Genomic DNA, 15400 nt, shown 5'->3' with positions numbered 1-15400 from the left:
TTACTTAAGATTTAACTTGCTCACCCGTTTTTCCAAATCTCCGTTCACGTTTTTGGTAATCGGTGATTGCAGCATCTAGGTGTTCTCTTCTAAAATCTGGCCATAGCACGGGAGTGAAATACATTTCCGTGTAGGCCAATTGCCATAGCAGAAAATTGCTTAATCTGTGTTCTCCACTGGTTCTGATCATGAGTTCAGGATCAGGTATGCCAGCAGTTTCCAGATGGTTTGCCATCACCTCTTCAGTGATTTCATCCATTTTCAATTTTCCTTCTGAGACTTTTTGAGCAATGCGCTTAGCTGCTTGAGTGAGTTCCCACTTACCACTATAGCTGAGTGCTAAGATTACAGTGAGACCAGTGTTTTTGGAGGTGGTATTTTTTGCCTCCATTAGTTTTTCGTAGGCAGATTTAGGAAGACTATCCACATCACCAATACTCTCTAATTGGATGTTGTTTTTCATCATCATAGGGACTTCATCGGTAATAGTTTTTACTAGAAGTTCCATGAGTCCGTTGACTTCTTCCTGAGGTCTTGACCAGTTTTCTGTGGAGAATGAAAATAGAGTTAGGTATTTAACTCCTAAATTATCAGCCCCTTCTATAGAGTCTTTCACAGCCTTAATTGCATGTCGGTGCCCAAATATTCTCATGGCACCTTTCTTCTTGGCCCAGCGTCCATTGCCGTCCATGATAATTGCAATATGTCGGGGGATTCTGTTGGGGTCTAATGCGTTCTTCATTCCAGTCGTTTCCGAATGCTTACTTTTTTTGGAGGTACAAAAATGGTATTTCTTTTCCAATAATCAGCCCTAAGGGTCAATTAATTAATAGGCATAGCATTTTGTAGTTGCAAATGTATAGCTGATTGTGACTCCCAAAAAGTAGTACCAATCTTTATCGTATGCATTTCCAAAATTGATTCCATAAGGCTCTCCTGGATTGATTGGGTCCTGGAATCTAGGTATAACAGGTTCTTTACTGTCTATCTTATCTAGGTAATCAGTGAAGGTAGGTCTAAAGCCTAATTCTGTAGCTAAAGTCCATCGCTCATTGAGTTTATACTTAACTCCTCCTCCAAATGGAATGACAACCGTGCCTAAACTATACCTTGACGATACATTATAAGCGAAGGTATTCCCCTTAGCGAAAGCATAAGTATATCCAATCCCAAAGAATGCATAGGGTGAAAATCTGAATTCAGAATTACCAGACAAATAATCAAGGAAATTGAATTCCATTACTGCCGATGCCTCGATAATTCCTGCTCTAAATCTTGCATCTCTAATCTCTGCCAGTTGGTCTATTGGATTTATACTATCCGCACCATTTAGCATAGCTAAACTTCCTGCCACTCGCAGCGTCCACACATTATCAAAATTTCTCTTGCCAAACAACGTTCCTTGAGGTCCAATTTGACCCGGGTCAATTTTTCTGATGATGTCCCCTGAGTAAGTGGCGACACCTAAACCACCTCCAATTTCGTATTTCTGAGCCTGGATCTCCCCAGTAAAACCGAGAAAAACTAAAAACAGAATAAGTAAGTGATTGTAAATGTGAAAATTGACCTTTTTCAAGACGATGCAAGTTATGAAGTACCTAACGTTTAAAAAACGCATCTTTGTATTTAACGGGTTAATAATTGTTAAGCTCAAGTTTGGTTTTTTTACTGCTATTTATGTCTATTAATTCCTCATGTCAAAACCCCAATTAAGCTTTTGCCTTAATGTATCGAAGAAATGATAGTGCGGGAGCTTTACCAATTTAGCGGAAAACTTTTCCTTTTTGACACTCAACTTCATCTCAGAAGAAATAGAAGTAGAGCGCGAATCTAATGAAATCAGGAATTTTTCTGACCTTCCTTCGATCTCAAAACTTATTTCACTCTCATCTGATACGATTATTGGCCGCACATTGAGGTTGTGAGGACTTACGGGGGTGATGACCAAGTTCTTTGCTTCCGGGGAAATCAATGGCCCTCCGCAACTCAAGGAATACCCTGTGGAACCAGTGGGTGTAGAGACAATTAATCCATCTGCCCAATAGCTGTTGAGGTATTTTCCATCGATATAAGTATGAACAGTGATCATGGATGAGGTATCACGCTTATGTATGGTGAATTCGTTAAGTCCGAAATTCAAGCCATTAAATAGCTTCCTATGACTTTGGAGCGAGATCAGAGTTCTTGATTCTATTTGATAGTTGTTATTAGCCAAATCTGCGATAGAGTCAGAAATTTTTTCTGTTGCTACAGTGGCCAGAAAGCCAAGTCGCCCTGTATTGAGACCAAGTATGGGTATTTCTAAGTCGCCTACTTGGCACACAGCGTCTAGCAAGGTACCATCTCCGCCTATGGAGATAACAAAGTCCATAGCGGCCATGTCCTGACGGCTTTCCAGTACCCAGTAAGACAAAGATTTACCACCATGCTTTCGAAGTTGTTTGTCAAATTGCTCCGTGACGAAGATTTCGAATTGGTGGGTAGTAAGTTCGTTAAAAAGTGACTGAACTTCTGAAAACACTTCTGCTTTCAGAGCCAAGCCATGAAGGGCGACTTTCATGTCCTAAATATCTAAAAATCTTAACAAATTACCGATTCTGTCCTCTTCGCTAGTTACGCCAGATTCTTCTTGATAATGATCTATAATTTTATAGCCGAATCGCTCCAACGTTGCTTTGATGTGTCTAAGTTCTGTTTGATCGAGCTTCAAAGTGAGTTTGATCTTAGAATCATCCAAAGGATCAGTAGTGATAAATGAGCTTAGAACTTTGGCATTTTCTGATTCGATGATTCTAGAGATCTCGGATAGACTATAATCGGGCATACTCAAAGATAGAATCACTACACTTCCCTGCGATTTTATAGAAAGACTATCAGCAAAAGCAGCAATGGAATCCTCCATAGTCACGATTCCTAAATAATTTGATTCCCTGTCTAGAACTGCTACAATATTTGAATTTTGCTCTGAGCTGACTCTAAGCACATCGTAAATGTGTTTATCTGAAAAAACCCAACAATCAGGATTTGAGGGTTCAATATCAGCAATTAGGGTGTCTGGATTATTTATTTCAAATATCCTTTCCTCTTTGATCAATCCTAAAAAAACACCTTTATCGATAACTGGAAGTACGTCAGTTCTGATTTCTTCCATCCATGCTAAAGCCATTCCAGTTTTGTCAGAAAGCTTTAGTGGTGGGATCAGATTATTGATGTATTCGTAGGCGTGCATAGAAGAAAGATAGGGAATGAATTTAGATTTTAAAACGTGACTTGGGCTATTCTTGTTCCTTTTGGGGGAAATAAGCTGGGCATTTCTTCCGATTTATAGAAAAAAGCTATTGTAAATAATGCCTAATACTACACCACCAGCGATGATTAGAGGCGATGAGATTTTAGTGAACTGTAGTAACACATAGGTAGCTAATATGAAAATAATATTTAATCCATTTGCTTCAAGGGGCTCAAAAAGCAAGTAGGCAGCAGCAATTAACATCCCGCATGATACGGCGTTTATTCCCTCCAAAGCTGCTCTTACAGGGCGATATTTCTTAAGCTGATCCCAAAACCTGATCACAAAGAATATAAGGAAGATTCCAGGTAAGAATATTCCGGCAGCTGCTATAAATCCACCAATAAAGAAACCAGCTGTTCCAAATTCCTTCATCGAAAGTGCTCCTACATAAGATGATATGCTGAATGTGGGGCCTGGAATACCTTGAGAAATAGCATATCCTGTCAGAAATTCTTCCGAAGTGAGGAAATGTTTGAAGTCTACAAACTCAGTATACAAATACGGAACAAGTACTTGGCCGCCTCCGAAGATCAGACTTCCATTTCGATAGAAGTTCTCGAAAAGAATGACTGGTTGATATTTGGTGACCGCTCCCAATACCGCAGCTAAAATTAATACCCCGCCCCACAGGTAGAAGTTGGACCATTCGATGACCAGTGGAGCATCTTTCTCCTGTTTTGGTTGCTGCTTATATTTGATAGAGGTACTCAACCCTCCGATAGTCAGTAATACAGGGAAGATATAGGGGGAGCTATAGAAGAATGATACAAATGCAGAAATCAGTACCAGTACCATTGCTTCGGTGGTCTTGATGGTCTTTCCTATTATCTTTTGTGCGGCAAAAATGATAAAGCCAATTGCCATGGGTTGGATAAACCTCGCAAAATCCAATGCCCCAGGAGTATTCTCTTGAAGAAAGAAAATGAGCATTGCCGCAAAAATCATGAGTAAAGTGGCGGGCAAAATCCAGACAATGAGGGCAAGGTAGGCTAAGTTCGGACCACCAACTCGGTAAGCGATGGCACAAACTAGTTGAGTGGAAGATGGGCCGGGGAGCATGTTGCATAATGCATTCAGCTCCCATAGCTCATCTTCCTGAATATAGGCACGCCTAGTCACCATCCGCTCTAATAGCATGGCAAGAAATGCTTGCGGGCCACCAAATGCAGTTAGTGAAAGTGTAATTGTGTCTTTCAGAAATAAATAATATCGGACCTGTTTTACCGACATCCCTTATTTTCTGAGTCCTAGTTCACGAAGGCGTTCTTCCAAGAATTCACCTGCAGAGACATCTTCGAATTGTTTTGGATGATCTGTATCCACACAGCTTTCTAGGCAGGTAAGATCCATTTCAGAGCGCGGATGCATAAAGAATGGGATTGAGTACCTGCTTGTATTCATCTTTTCTCGAGGTGGGTTGACCACACGGTGAATGGTGGATTTCAATTTCTTATTTGTCAATCTCTCCAACATGTCACCCACGTTCACGACCAATTGATCAGGTAGGGCAGTGATTGGGATCCATTTCCCATCTCTTCTCAATACCTGAAGTCCATCTGCACTTGCTCCCATTAATAAAGTGATCAAATTAATGTCCCCATGCTCAGCGGCTCTTACTGCGTCAGCAGGAACTTCATCTGGGTTTTCAATGGGGAAGTAGTGGATTTGTCTTAGGATGGAATTTCCATGTGCGACTTTGTCCTCGAAGTAATTTTCGTCCAAATCCAATGAAAGCGCGATAGCTTGAAGCATGGCTTTGCCTGCACTTTCCAATGTGCGATACGCTTCATTTGCATCGTTTTGAAATTCCGGAAGTTCGGAAGGCCAGATGTTTGGCGGGTATTCGGCTTTGATAGGATCTGAGTCAGGGATTCGGCTGAGTTCCTGCCCAACATGATAAAATTCCTTTAAATCACCAGTGTTTCTGCCTTTGGCATGCTCTTTTCCCTTACCTGTATAGCCACGTTGAAATCCGATTTCTGGTTTTTCGTAATTGGTTTTGATTGTATCAGGGAGTTTGAAAAAATCTTTGATGGACCCATAAAGTCTATCTTGGAGATCTTGTGACAAACCATGATTCTTAATTGCCACGAAACCAATGTTTTGGTAAGCTTCTCCGAGTTTCTGTACAAATGCTGCCTTTTGGGCTGGAGAGCCAGAGGTGAAATCAGCTAAGTCTAAACTTGGTATCTCGTCAAATAGGATTTCCATATGGGTTTGTATTATAGTTATACGTCTAATTTATCTTTAAAATTAAATATCTTTAAACTCAATTTACATGCTGTATGAATAAAATCCTGACTTTACTCTTTTTGATTTGCCTTTTATCAGCTTGTTCTGCCGAAAAACAGCGAGTGAACGAGGAAGTAGTAGTAATGCCTCCTAACAACGATGCACAAGAACCAGATGCTCCTCAGGTAAAATTTTTTCAATATGAAGATCAAGCCGCGTACCCAGATGCAATACTTGAATTATATACCCCATTGGGAAATCAGATTTTCAAACCGGGGAAGGTGCCTTTTGAATTTAATGTCAAAAATTTTCCGTTTGACTTGAGTGCAACCAAAGAGTTTAAGCTGTATAATATATTAAATGGTGGCGATCCTGTTGGCTTTTATTCTCCAATCTTCCAAAGAGAGCTTACTTTAGGGAGTTATCGCGTAGTCGCCTACTTGGTAGATGAAGAAGGATTGGCTTTGAAAAATTTTGGCAACTATGTGGATAGAGACTTTCAGGTAGGTGAATCTAGACCTTTTCCTTATTCAGCCGAACCTTACCTTGCTTTGAATTTTCCTAGGTCAGATCAGTTCTACGAGGTTGGAAGCGAAGTGATTATTGATTTTCTGGTAGTAGGAGGCGATATGAAGTTGGATGGACTAAAAGTGGTTATTGAGGTAAATGATCTAACCTATGAAATAGATCATATGGCCCCTGTTCGCATAGAGAATTTGCCAGCTGGTGCTTATCAAGTGAAAGTGAGATTGCAACGATCTAATGGAAAAGAGCTAGATGGCCCATTTTCAAGTGTGAGTAAAGCCATCATTGTTCGTTAACATGCTTATCTTTGAAGCTTCAATTTCAAAGATTTTAAGATGCTTTTAGTTAATCAAATTCGAGAAAACTTCGACGGCGTACTTGCCGGACTTCAAAAGAGAAATTTCCCAAATGCAGAAGCTGTACTGAATCAGGCAGTTGAGCTGGACGAGTTGAGAAAGTCGAGCCAGTCAGAGCGTGATCAAATACAAAGCGAATCGAATGCAATTTCGAAGGAGATTGGGATATTGATGCGTGAGGGAAGAGCAGAAGAGGCAGTTAAAATCAAAGAGAAAACAGCAGAGCTTAAAATTCAGGTTAAAGACTTGGAAGAGCAAAACTCTAAGGCTGAAGCCGATTTGCTCGCTTTGCTCTATACCATTCCTAATGTTCCGCATGTATCTGTTCCTGCTGGCAAATCAGCGGAGGACAATGAGGTGGTATTGGAGAACGGAGCAATTCCTGACTTATATGAAGGTAAGCTTCCACACTGGGACTTGATCAAGAAGTACGACATTATTGATTTTGACCTTGGTGTGAAGATCACTGGGGCAGGATTCCCTGTTTATAAAGGCAAAGGCGCTAGACTTCAACGTGCACTCATAAACTTTTTCTTGGACGAAGCTTTAGCACAAGGCTATTACGAGATTCAGCCACCAATTTTGGTGAATGAAGACTCTGGTTTTGGCACTGGTCAACTTCCGGATAAGGAAGGGCAGATGTATTATGCTGATGCGGATAAATTGTATTTGATTCCAACAGGGGAGGTTCCAATCACGAATATTTATCGTGATGTGATACTTTCTGAAAGTGATCTTCCTATAAAAAATGTAGGTCATTCTCCATGTTTCCGTAGAGAAGCAGGCAGCTGGGGAGCGCACGTAAGAGGGCTAAACAGACTTCATCAGTTTGACAAAGTAGAGATCGTGCAGATCACTCATCCTGATAAATCCTATGAGACTTTGGAAAGCATGAGTTCTTATGTACAAGGTCTGCTGCAAAAGCTTGAGTTACCTTATCGCGTACTAAGACTTTGTGGAGGTGATATGGGCTTTACTTCTGCTTTGACATATGATATGGAAGTGTATTCTGCCGCTCAGGAGAGATGGTTGGAAGTTAGTTCTGTTTCTAACTTTGAAACATACCAATCGAACCGACTGAAACTGCGTTTCAGAGGAGCTGATAAGAAAACCCAGTTAGCACATTCTCTGAACGGTTCTGCTTTGGCATTGCCTAGAATTGTAGCTTCTATCTTAGAGAATAATCAAACACCTGATGGAATAAACATGCCGAAGGTGCTTCATCCGTATTTAGGATTTGATAAGATTTCCTGAGAAATACGACTATAAAAAAGCGTGAAGATTATTTCTTCACGCTTTTTTGATTTTTAGGCAATTCCAGTTAGCTCTCGCTTAGGTATATCGGCTTGTTTTTTTAATCCGATGGTTGATAGGTTTTTTTCTTAATTCTTGAATCTTATAGCTCAAGTCTACATTACCGCACATTTTCATCAAAAAGCCTTTCCAGCGTTTTCTCCAAATCATCGGCAAAGCCAGAATGCGGTCTTGAAGTTTGGATAATAGAGCTTCTAACCGCCGTTAGCCATCTGAATCTTGAGGCTAAATCCATCGTCGCGATATTGCCTCCATTGTTTGCGCCAGCGCATATTTTTTCAAAAGAAGCCAAATTCAATTGTATCATTTCTACGTCAGCCAAAGGATCTAACATCAACAATTTCTTAGAATCAAGCTGAATCTTGCTCCGCAGAAAGTCTCTTTTCCAATGACAGATTACTACTCCGACATTGATAAATTCTTCTCTCTCCACCCGTGGTACTACGCGGATGACGGCATATTCATATAAGTGCTGTTCTTGCATCTTGAGCTTCTTTTATGAATTGATCAGAATAGGAAAGGCGAAGAGTGAGGAAGTCTAGGTAGACTTGTCTGCTCTCTTCAGCATCTTCGGAATCGCCACCAGCAAGTAGCCATACCTCAGGTATAGTATTTACGATTGCTTTGATTTTTTCATGTGTCAAAATCTTTTTGAAATCTTCATTCACTGCTTCTAGCTCCGAGGCTACAGGAAGGAGCACATGGTTTTTGATAATTGGGAATGGGCCTTCTGCATTTTTTCTCCAATTAACCCAGGCATGTTGAAACAAAAACGACGCTCCGTGATCGATCAGCCAAAGCTCTCGATTCCAAATCAGCATGTTTGTGTTTCTAAAAGTTCGATCCACATTTGTGATGAACATATCCAACCAAACAATTTGCGAAGCTAACTTTGGGTCTGTGCTCATGGCTACAGGATCATAATTGATGGCACTGGAGAGGAAGTGCAATGCAAGGTTTAATCCCTGACTTCCTTTTAGAAGGTCTTGGATTTCTTCGTCTCCTTCCGATCTGCCAAAAGCAGGATCTAAATTGGCAAACACGAGTTCAGGAACTTTCAATCCCAAAGCTCTTGCAATTTCTCCTCCTAGCAGTTCAGCTATAAGTGCTTTTTCGCGCTGACCTGCTCCCCGAAATTTCAATACGTATTTGAATCCGTCATCCGCATCTGCCAGTGCAGGCAAGGAGCCGCCCTCCCGTAAAGGCAGGATATAACGTGTCACGTTTACCGTGCGAAGAGTTACATTTTCGTCCATTAGATTTTCAAAACTGGTAGGTATGGTTTAGATAAGCACTATTGGCTTAGACAAAGTTCCTATTTGAAATACCGAACAAATTCTCAGCAATCAAAATTACAGGGAATATGAAGGCGAGTTCAAATTAATTCTTGAACATGCTTTTGAATGTTTTCAGACAATTTACCCATGGGTAAATCATTTGCGTCATTGCCAAAAGGCTCTTCGATTTCTTCTGCGACTATTTCCAAGCTGGCTAACACGTAAAAAATGAATGTGACAATAGGAGCAGCATAATAACCTAGCGAAAAAACATAGCCAAGCGGTAAGGTAAGTACATAAGCTAGGATGAATTTTTTGATAAAGGAACTGTAAGAATAAGGAATCGGGGTGTTCTTAATTCGCTCGCAAGCTCCGCATATATCAGTGAATGAAACTAGTTCATTATTTAAAATGATCAATTGATCACCTGTGATCTTTTTCGCTTTATAAAGGTCATTTACTTTGGCAAACATCAATTTAGCCACTTGGTTTGGGACATGCTTTTCGGGGTCGATCTCAGGCTTTATTTCTCCATCTTTCTCGTCATCCAGCATATACATAGTTACGTTATTCTGTAAATGTTCCTTTAGCGCGAAAGCATAAATCGGAATAGTTCTTCTGAAAAAGTGTCTGCATTCTTCATCCTCGTTGTCCAGAATTCCGGCTAATTTGATGGCTAAGTTTCTGCTGTTATTTACCAGTTGACCCCAAAGCTTTCTGCCTTCCCACCATCTGTCGTAGGCTGTGTTTGTGCGAAAAACAAGTAGCAGTGAGATCACGAAGCTTAGCAGGCTATGCATAATAGGGATATTCTGTACCCAACTATTCTTTCCGATATTCAGGTAATCCATTTCTAGCCAAGCTATTCCTAGCGAGTAAAGAAAAATCACAACCATGAATGGACCAAGCTTGACTAGCGTATCAGATTTTTGGACTAAAAACAGAATTTTAAACCAGTCCTTAGGATTGTAGGCTTTCATAATTGATCAAAAGTGTTTTGTAACCGAAAGAAGAAAAATAGGGATAATGGTCCTTTTATCACACACTTGAGATGTCTAATTCTCTGAAATCAGTTGCTGATGGATTTTTAGAACCTGCGGAATCAAGAGCTTATTATCTGTATTCTTGATAACAAAATCAGCTAATTCGTTTTTCTGCTCATCGGGGAGTTGTTGATTGATAATTTGATTGACCTGCTCTTCCGAACGAAAAGGATCTCTCATCAGTGTTCTTGCAATTCGTACTTTAAGAGGGGAGCTGACATTAATCACATGGTCCAACGAATCATTACTTCCTGTTTCGAAGATCAAAGCTGCTTCTTTTAGCACGTAAGGAGCAGTTTGCTGAAATGCCCAATCCTTAAAATCCCGTCCAACCGCAGGATGAACAAGTGAATTAATTGTTTTTACTTTCGGTGGGTCGGAAAAAACTGTTTTTGCTAGAAAATCCCTATCAAGAGCTCCGTCACTAAGGTAAGACTCCTCTCCAAATGCATCTTTAATCTGACTTTTGAGATGTTCGTCATTTCCCATCAACCACTTGGCTCGATCATCAGCGGAATAGATAGGAATACCTAGTATTGAAAAAATTTTGGCTACAGTAGATTTACCAGATCCGATTCCACCGGTGATACCTACCAAAATGGGACTGTGATTACTCATATTTCAGCTTCAGGATTTCTGGAGTGATCACTACTTTATCTAAGTAATCAGGCATTGGCTTCACTTGAACCGTAATCGTGCTATCCTCTTTGTTTCTTTTGTAGTAATCGAGAACGGCTTCGAATTCAATATCTTTTAATTCAGCTACTTTTCTACCATCGATTAGATAGGAAATCATTATAACGACTTCATTATCCAAGGTAACTGATTTTGGAAAATTCATTTTATTGATTTTCAGCCTTTTGTTTCCTTCCAGAAAGGCGATGACATCGAATTTAATTCTGATGTCCTTATTTTCTATCTGTACAAGGTTGATCAAAGAGTCAGGTACCTCAAGAGTAATCACTTTGTCTATTGACTTATTGATGCGCGTTTCGTCTAGGCTAATAGGGAAGTTGCTATCCAGGCTGTCCAGAATTGAACTAGGCCCTCTAAGAGTGATTGTTTCCGAGCTAAAAGTAACTTGGTCAAAAATCCTATAGTTCTTAGCCATGGAAAAGCTATTTGAATCAAGAACTGGCTTTACTTTGATCGACTTAATTTTGTCTATTTTAAACTTAAGAGAATCGTCGAGTACGGAGACGAGTTGGGTAGGAGAGAGGAATTCACCCAGAGATCTTTTGAGATCGGATGTAAGGAGGTAGTTTTTTGCAGCAGGATTTTTAATCTCAATAGGATAAGCGTCGTTGTTGAAGTTGAAATACTTTCTCAGGAGATCCCAGCCATTACCAGAAATTTCTATTTCCAACGTTTTTGGTAGCCCTGCTACAGCGATAAACTGGTTTTGATCGTAAACAATCTCCACTGGAAAATCGACAATAGTATTATAATCGTCCTTATTCAGGGCGTTTAAAATCCAAAAAGTGGTAGCTGCTGCAATGCAGAGGACTACCACTTTCAGATTAGAGAGTTTTTTGGGAGAAATCCTTTGGGAGGATTTTTTAGTTTCCGGCAAAATTCAATTTATTTTTTTATTTCTGGCTTCTTTGAGAAATCTAGAGAAATAGCTGATTTTTCCACTTTGACTTTAAGGCCTCTGTCAAGCTCAAGCATAACGGCATCGCCTTCTACAGAACTTACTTTACCATGAAGTCCTCCGATGGTCACTACTTCATCTCCTTTTTTTATTTCTTCAATAAATTTCTTGCTTTCCTTTTGCTTCTTTTGCTGAGGTCTGATCATAAAGAAATACATGATCAGAATAATTGAACCGAATAGGAAAACTTGTCCTAAAATTCCACTACCACCTGCGGCAGCTTGAGCTAATACTGTAGAAATCATAATTATCGTTTAACCGGGCCTACTGGTGCGGCCGCGCCTGCAATTTTTGGAGTAACTGTACCTTTTAATCTTAATCGGGTTACAGCTGGGTTTGTATTAGCTTGGATGCTGACAGTAGGAGCTTGAGCGCCTGACTTAGCAGCAGAATTGAATACAACTTTCACATAACCTTCATCGCCTGGCTTCACTGGTGCTTTGGACCAGTCAGGACTAGTACAACCACATGATGCGGTGATATTAGAGATTACTAATGGAGCTTGTCCATTATTTGTGAATTTGAAGATATGCTCTACTACTTGGCCTTCGTTGATAGCACCAAAGTCATATTCCATTTCTGGAAATGCAAATGCACCCTGCGTAGCTGGGTCAGCCACAGAAGTAGCCTGAGCATTCACTGGAGTTACCGCTGTGTTACCGGTTTCTAGTTGAGCAATTTTGTCTTCGAGTGCCTGAATCTTGGCATCTTGATCACTTTTTTGGTTACATGAAGTTCCCAATGCAAGTGCGACGGTGAATACCGCCATATTCAATACGTTGATTTTCATCTGTATATGTTTTGTTTTTAAATGGTCATATGGAATCTCGCTTTATCGATTATCATTCCTTTGTATAAGGATATGTCGCGCTCGATTTCATAACGATTAATTATTTCCTTGATTGATTTGATCTATTAATTTATTGACATCGCTAAGCAGGTTTTCTGCTTTGTTCTTAGCTTCAGAAATTACGCGCTTCCCTTCGGTTTTTGCCTCATTTAGATGCATTTCTTTTCCATCTACTAAGTCATCGATCAATTCCTCTAATTCTTTCTTGTATTTAGAAAGTTTGAAAGAAAGTCGATCACGGGTGTTTGTTCCCGCGTCAGGTGCAAAAAGTACCCCAAGTGCTGCGCCCGCGCCTGCACCTAGAAGGAATGCGATGAGTGAATTACTGCTCTTGCTCATAGTTATATTATTTATTGTCCAAAAGGCCTCTACCGCTCTTACGGATTTCTCCACTTTCGGTTAACTCTTTTGCCATAACATCTAGCAATCCATTGACAAATTGCTTGCTTTTGGGCGTGCTGTAGGTTTTAGAGATATCGATGTACTCATTAATACTTACTTTGACTGGGATGCTTGGAAAGTTTTTCATCTCTGCAATTGCCATAGAGATAATCACCTTATCTGTAAATGCCAGTCTTTCAATATCCCAGTTTTTAGTTTTTTGAGAAATAAGAGCTTTACTATTTATGTCATTTTCAATGGTGAAGTTAAAGATATTTTGAAAAAACTCCTTATCCTCATCCCAGTTCATAGCAATCTCTGGCATTTGGCTTTCATTTTCTTCATGAAGGTTAGCCGCATTTTTCAAAACCTTTGATGCTAAGCTTCTCACAACGGATTTATCTTCTACCCAGTTAAGGTCTTTCTCTGAAAAGAAATTGAGGATAACTTCGTTTTTGAAAATCACTTTTTTCAATATGTCATCTGCCAAATCAAAATCCTGCTCTAGCGTTGGGCTTTCCAGTTGAAGGTAAGCCTGATAATGGTCCGATGGCTTCACATAGTCTCTAAACCATTCTCTTATTTCAAGTTCAATATCATCCAAGTGTACATTGTATCTAGCTATTGCGCCTTTGTACAGATTAGATTCTCGTAGTGTGCGTAAGACTTGGTTGTTTGGAAGATTCAATTCATTCCCAAACCCAACTGGATTGTTGCCTGCGAATTTCTTTTTCTTCTCAATTTCTTTTTCCACATGTGCAGTAAAAGCCTGAAGTAGCTCAATAGCCAATAGATAGAGCTGTGGGATGCGTTCGGCAGATACTACCATATTCTTTAAGAGGAATTGGTGATCCTTTTCGTTTGCATCATGAAACTTTGTCAAAGCCTCCAATACGACTTGCTTTACTTTGCGACTAGCGTCGCTTGATTTCAGCAGGTCTTTAGAAGTAAGGTTTTGATCAAAAAGCTTGATAGCTTCCTCAGCCTCTTTATTAAGTGCGGTTTTATCTTGCACTTCCATGCTGTTCAGATCCGGCATGAATGAAGTTCGGATAAAATCTTTTGAGAGGTTTAGGTTGGAACCCTTGCACTGTTCGTATGCATATAGGTTTTGAAAAGCCTTTACTCTGAGTATTCTTCTGTTTAGCATGTCTTCGAAATGAGTTGCAAATATAGGTAATTTGACGGGGCTATTGCCTAGTTGGCATAGACAAAAAAACCACCGGAAGTCATTTCCGGTGGTTTAGAAAAGGATATGGTTAATGCTTAAAAAGAAAGCTTCACTCTTCCGATGGCTTCAATTCTTGCTTTTGCTGTTTCTATTGCAGCTTGCTGAGCAGGGATATTTTCCTTTTCAGATTTGTCCAAAATACCTAAACAGGTATCATAGATTTTTTCAGTTTGCTTGTAAACGGTCTCTCTATTGTATCCGCCAAAGTACTCAGCGCCTACATTAATTACACCGCCAGCATTGATCAGGAAGTCTGGTGCATATACTATTCCTTTTTCTACTAGAATTCGGCCATGTTTGGCTTCGTCCTTCAGTTGGTTATTTGCACCGCCGGCAATCACTGCACATTTCAATCGATCGATAGTTTGATCATTGATAGTAGCACCTAGAGCACAAGGAGAATAAATATCCATTTCCATGTCGTAGATTACATTTGGGTCCACTACCTGAGCTCCTGTAGCCTTAGCTACTTGCTGTAATTTGTCCTCGAAGATATCAGTCACTAATACATGTGCTCCTTCTTTGACCAAGTGTTCTATCAAGTATTTACCTACTTGACCCACACCTTGAACTCCGATTCGCTTTCCTTCTAGCGATTCCGAGCCAAAAGCTTTTTTGGCAGCAGCCTTCATCCCCATGTACACACCATAAGCTGTAACTGGTGAAGGATCTCCTCCTCCGCCTTTGATTTCAGGCAGACCAGTGACGTGACGAGTCTCAAGTCCAATGAATTCCATGTCAGAAGTATTCATATTCACGTCTTCTGCAGTCACATACCTACCGCCAAGACTCTGAACGAATCTTCCGAAACGTCTTAGAAAGGCTTCATTTTTCAATTTTGGATCGCCCAAAATCACTGCCTTACCACCGCCGAGATTCAGTCCGGCTAAGGCATTTTTGAATGTCATTCCTCTGGAAAGACGAAGGACGTCTGTAATCGCTTCCTCTTCAGAAGCATAAGGCCACATACGGGTTCCGCCCAATGCTGGACCCAAGGTGGTGTTGTGAATTCCGATCAATGCCTTAAGGCCGGTTGCTTCATCATTACAAATCACAAGTTGCTCGTGATCCATTGTGGTGATTTGGCCAAAGATCGAACCTTCACGTACTGTTTCGGTAGCTTTAATCTCTAACATGTGAACTTAGCTTTTTAGAATGTGTTATATTTGGGTACTCCTTGCGATAATAGCCGATACAAAATTAAATACTTTTATTGGCCTTCAAAGGATTAATATACCCAGTTTT

Annotated in this window: 18 protein-coding genes; 2 read left to right on the top strand and 16 right to left on the bottom strand. The window is 40.2% G+C overall.

The window, feature by feature from the left end; genetic code table 11:
• Nucleotides 1-4: 4 nt before the first annotated feature.
• The 6 genes from BM291_RS04010 to BM291_RS03985 form a co-directional block, all read right to left on the bottom strand.
• Entirely contained in the window at nt 5-742 is a 738-nt protein-coding gene (locus tag BM291_RS04010) for an isoprenyl transferase (RefSeq protein WP_092894944.1), read from the bottom strand.
• A gap of 84 nt (nt 743-826) precedes the next feature.
• Complete coding sequence (gene porG, locus BM291_RS04005) at nt 827-1576, bottom strand: type IX secretion system protein PorG (protein WP_092894872.1); 750 nt, start codon at nt 1574-1576, stop codon at nt 827-829.
• Between the two features lie 108 nt (nt 1577-1684).
• Nucleotides 1685-2560: an NAD kinase gene (locus BM291_RS04000; protein WP_092894871.1), complete on the bottom strand. Its 876-nt coding sequence runs from the start codon at nt 2558-2560 to the stop codon at nt 1685-1687.
• 3 nt (nt 2561-2563) lie between these two features.
• Nucleotides 2564-3229 (bottom strand): CBS domain-containing protein, encoded by a 666-nt coding sequence (locus BM291_RS03995; RefSeq protein WP_092894870.1) that lies wholly within the window; start codon nt 3227-3229, stop codon nt 2564-2566.
• Between the two features lie 93 nt (nt 3230-3322).
• On the bottom strand, nt 3323-4522 hold the full coding sequence (gene chrA / locus BM291_RS03990; protein ID WP_092894869.1) for a chromate efflux transporter: 1200 nt from the start codon (nt 4520-4522) through the stop codon (nt 3323-3325).
• Between the two features lie 3 nt (nt 4523-4525).
• The gene (locus BM291_RS03985) at nt 4526-5503 is read right to left on the bottom strand and encodes an isopenicillin N synthase family dioxygenase (RefSeq protein WP_092894868.1); all 978 of its coding nucleotides are present in this window, start codon (nt 5501-5503) and stop codon (nt 4526-4528) included.
• A gap of 74 nt (nt 5504-5577) precedes the next feature.
• On the opposite strand from BM291_RS03985, the gene BM291_RS03980 reads away from it, so the two are divergent.
• Nucleotides 5578-6345 carry a hypothetical protein gene (locus tag BM291_RS03980; protein ID WP_092894867.1) on the top strand — a complete coding sequence of 256 codons (768 nt, stop codon included), beginning with the start codon at nt 5578-5580 and terminating at the stop codon, nt 6343-6345.
• A gap of 39 nt (nt 6346-6384) precedes the next feature.
• Nucleotides 6385-7659, top strand: coding sequence for a serine--tRNA ligase (serS, locus tag BM291_RS03975; protein WP_092894866.1), 1275 nt, complete (start codon nt 6385-6387; stop codon nt 7657-7659).
• A gap of 160 nt (nt 7660-7819) precedes the next feature.
• Here serS and BM291_RS03970 read toward each other — a convergent pair whose 3' ends face one another.
• The 10 genes from BM291_RS03970 to BM291_RS03925 form a co-directional block, all read right to left on the bottom strand.
• Nucleotides 7820-8203 carry a DUF3037 domain-containing protein gene (locus BM291_RS03970; protein ID WP_092894865.1) on the bottom strand — a complete coding sequence of 128 codons (384 nt, stop codon included), beginning with the start codon at nt 8201-8203 and terminating at the stop codon, nt 7820-7822.
• A complete protein-coding gene (locus tag BM291_RS03965; protein WP_092894864.1) occupies nt 8181-8975 on the bottom strand; it encodes a HipA family kinase in 795 nt (264 codons plus the stop codon). Before BM291_RS03965 ends, BM291_RS03970 begins: the two co-directional genes overlap by 23 nt.
• 119 nt (nt 8976-9094) lie before the next feature.
• Nucleotides 9095-9976 (bottom strand): bestrophin family protein, encoded by an 882-nt coding sequence (locus tag BM291_RS03960; RefSeq protein ID WP_092894863.1) that lies wholly within the window; start codon nt 9974-9976, stop codon nt 9095-9097.
• Nucleotides 9977-10051: 75 nt separating this feature from the next.
• Nucleotides 10052-10657, bottom strand: coding sequence for a dephospho-CoA kinase (gene coaE / locus BM291_RS03955; protein ID WP_092894862.1), 606 nt, complete (start codon nt 10655-10657; stop codon nt 10052-10054).
• Complete coding sequence (locus BM291_RS03950) at nt 10650-11612, bottom strand: YbbR-like domain-containing protein (RefSeq protein WP_092894861.1); 963 nt, start codon at nt 11610-11612, stop codon at nt 10650-10652. The genes coaE and BM291_RS03950 overlap by 8 nt, the downstream gene beginning before the upstream one ends.
• Nucleotides 11613-11620: 8 nt before the next feature.
• Nucleotides 11621-11938 carry a preprotein translocase subunit YajC gene (yajC, locus tag BM291_RS03945; RefSeq protein ID WP_092894860.1) on the bottom strand — a complete coding sequence of 106 codons (318 nt, stop codon included), beginning with the start codon at nt 11936-11938 and terminating at the stop codon, nt 11621-11623.
• A 2-nt stretch (nt 11939-11940) separates the two neighbouring features.
• Nucleotides 11941-12483, bottom strand: a complete 543-nt coding sequence (locus BM291_RS03940) for a DUF1573 domain-containing protein (protein ID WP_245786763.1) — start codon at nt 12481-12483, stop codon at nt 11941-11943.
• Nucleotides 12484-12579: 96 nt separating this feature from the next.
• Nucleotides 12580-12882, bottom strand: coding sequence for a YtxH domain-containing protein (locus BM291_RS03935; RefSeq protein ID WP_092894859.1), 303 nt, complete (start codon nt 12880-12882; stop codon nt 12580-12582).
• A gap of 7 nt (nt 12883-12889) precedes the next feature.
• On the bottom strand, nt 12890-14074 hold the full coding sequence (gene nusB, locus BM291_RS03930) for a transcription antitermination factor NusB (RefSeq protein WP_092894858.1): 1185 nt from the start codon (nt 14072-14074) through the stop codon (nt 12890-12892).
• 116 nt (nt 14075-14190) lie between these two features.
• Nucleotides 14191-15291, bottom strand: coding sequence for a Glu/Leu/Phe/Val dehydrogenase dimerization domain-containing protein (locus tag BM291_RS03925; RefSeq protein ID WP_092894857.1), 1101 nt, complete (start codon nt 15289-15291; stop codon nt 14191-14193).
• Nucleotides 15292-15400 lie beyond the last annotated feature (109 nt).

The organism is Algoriphagus aquimarinus (genome assembly GCF_900112005.1).
In the GTDB taxonomy this organism is placed as follows: domain Bacteria; phylum Bacteroidota; class Bacteroidia; order Cytophagales; family Cyclobacteriaceae; genus Algoriphagus; species Algoriphagus aquimarinus.
Note: the sequence above shows the minus strand (reverse complement) of the source record. Positions and strands in the feature narration are given on the sequence as shown.

Excerpts from the sequence above, each read along its gene's own strand:
- BM291_RS04010 (WP_092894944.1), bottom strand. The coding sequence starts at position 742 with ATGAAGAACGCATTAGACCCCAACAGAATCCCCCGACATATTGCAATT.
- BM291_RS04000 (WP_092894871.1), bottom strand. The coding sequence starts at position 2,560 with ATGAAAGTCGCCCTTCATGGCTTGGCTCTGAAAGCAGAAGTGTTTTCA.
- BM291_RS03995 (WP_092894870.1), bottom strand. The coding sequence starts at position 3,229 with ATGCACGCCTACGAATACATCAATAATCTGATCCCACCACTAAAGCTT.
- chrA (WP_092894869.1), bottom strand. The coding sequence starts at position 4,522 with ATGTCGGTAAAACAGGTCCGATATTATTTATTTCTGAAAGACACAATT.
- BM291_RS03985 (WP_092894868.1), bottom strand. The coding sequence starts at position 5,503 with ATGGAAATCCTATTTGACGAGATACCAAGTTTAGACTTAGCTGATTTC.
- BM291_RS03980 (WP_092894867.1), top strand. The coding sequence starts at position 5,578 with ATGAATAAAATCCTGACTTTACTCTTTTTGATTTGCCTTTTATCAGCT.
- serS (WP_092894866.1), top strand. The coding sequence starts at position 6,385 with ATGCTTTTAGTTAATCAAATTCGAGAAAACTTCGACGGCGTACTTGCC.
- BM291_RS03970 (WP_092894865.1), bottom strand. The coding sequence starts at position 8,203 with ATGCAAGAACAGCACTTATATGAATATGCCGTCATCCGCGTAGTACCA.
- BM291_RS03965 (WP_092894864.1), bottom strand. The coding sequence starts at position 8,975 with ATGGACGAAAATGTAACTCTTCGCACGGTAAACGTGACACGTTATATC.
- BM291_RS03960 (WP_092894863.1), bottom strand. The coding sequence starts at position 9,976 with ATGAAAGCCTACAATCCTAAGGACTGGTTTAAAATTCTGTTTTTAGTC.
- coaE (WP_092894862.1), bottom strand. The coding sequence starts at position 10,657 with ATGAGTAATCACAGTCCCATTTTGGTAGGTATCACCGGTGGAATCGGA.
- yajC (WP_092894860.1), bottom strand. The coding sequence starts at position 11,938 with ATGATTTCTACAGTATTAGCTCAAGCTGCCGCAGGTGGTAGTGGAATT.
- BM291_RS03940 (WP_245786763.1), bottom strand. The coding sequence starts at position 12,483 with ATGAAAATCAACGTATTGAATATGGCGGTATTCACCGTCGCACTTGCA.
- BM291_RS03935 (WP_092894859.1), bottom strand. The coding sequence starts at position 12,882 with ATGAGCAAGAGCAGTAATTCACTCATCGCATTCCTTCTAGGTGCAGGC.
- nusB (WP_092894858.1), bottom strand. The coding sequence starts at position 14,074 with ATGCTAAACAGAAGAATACTCAGAGTAAAGGCTTTTCAAAACCTATAT.
- BM291_RS03925 (WP_092894857.1), bottom strand. The coding sequence starts at position 15,291 with ATGTTAGAGATTAAAGCTACCGAAACAGTACGTGAAGGTTCGATCTTT.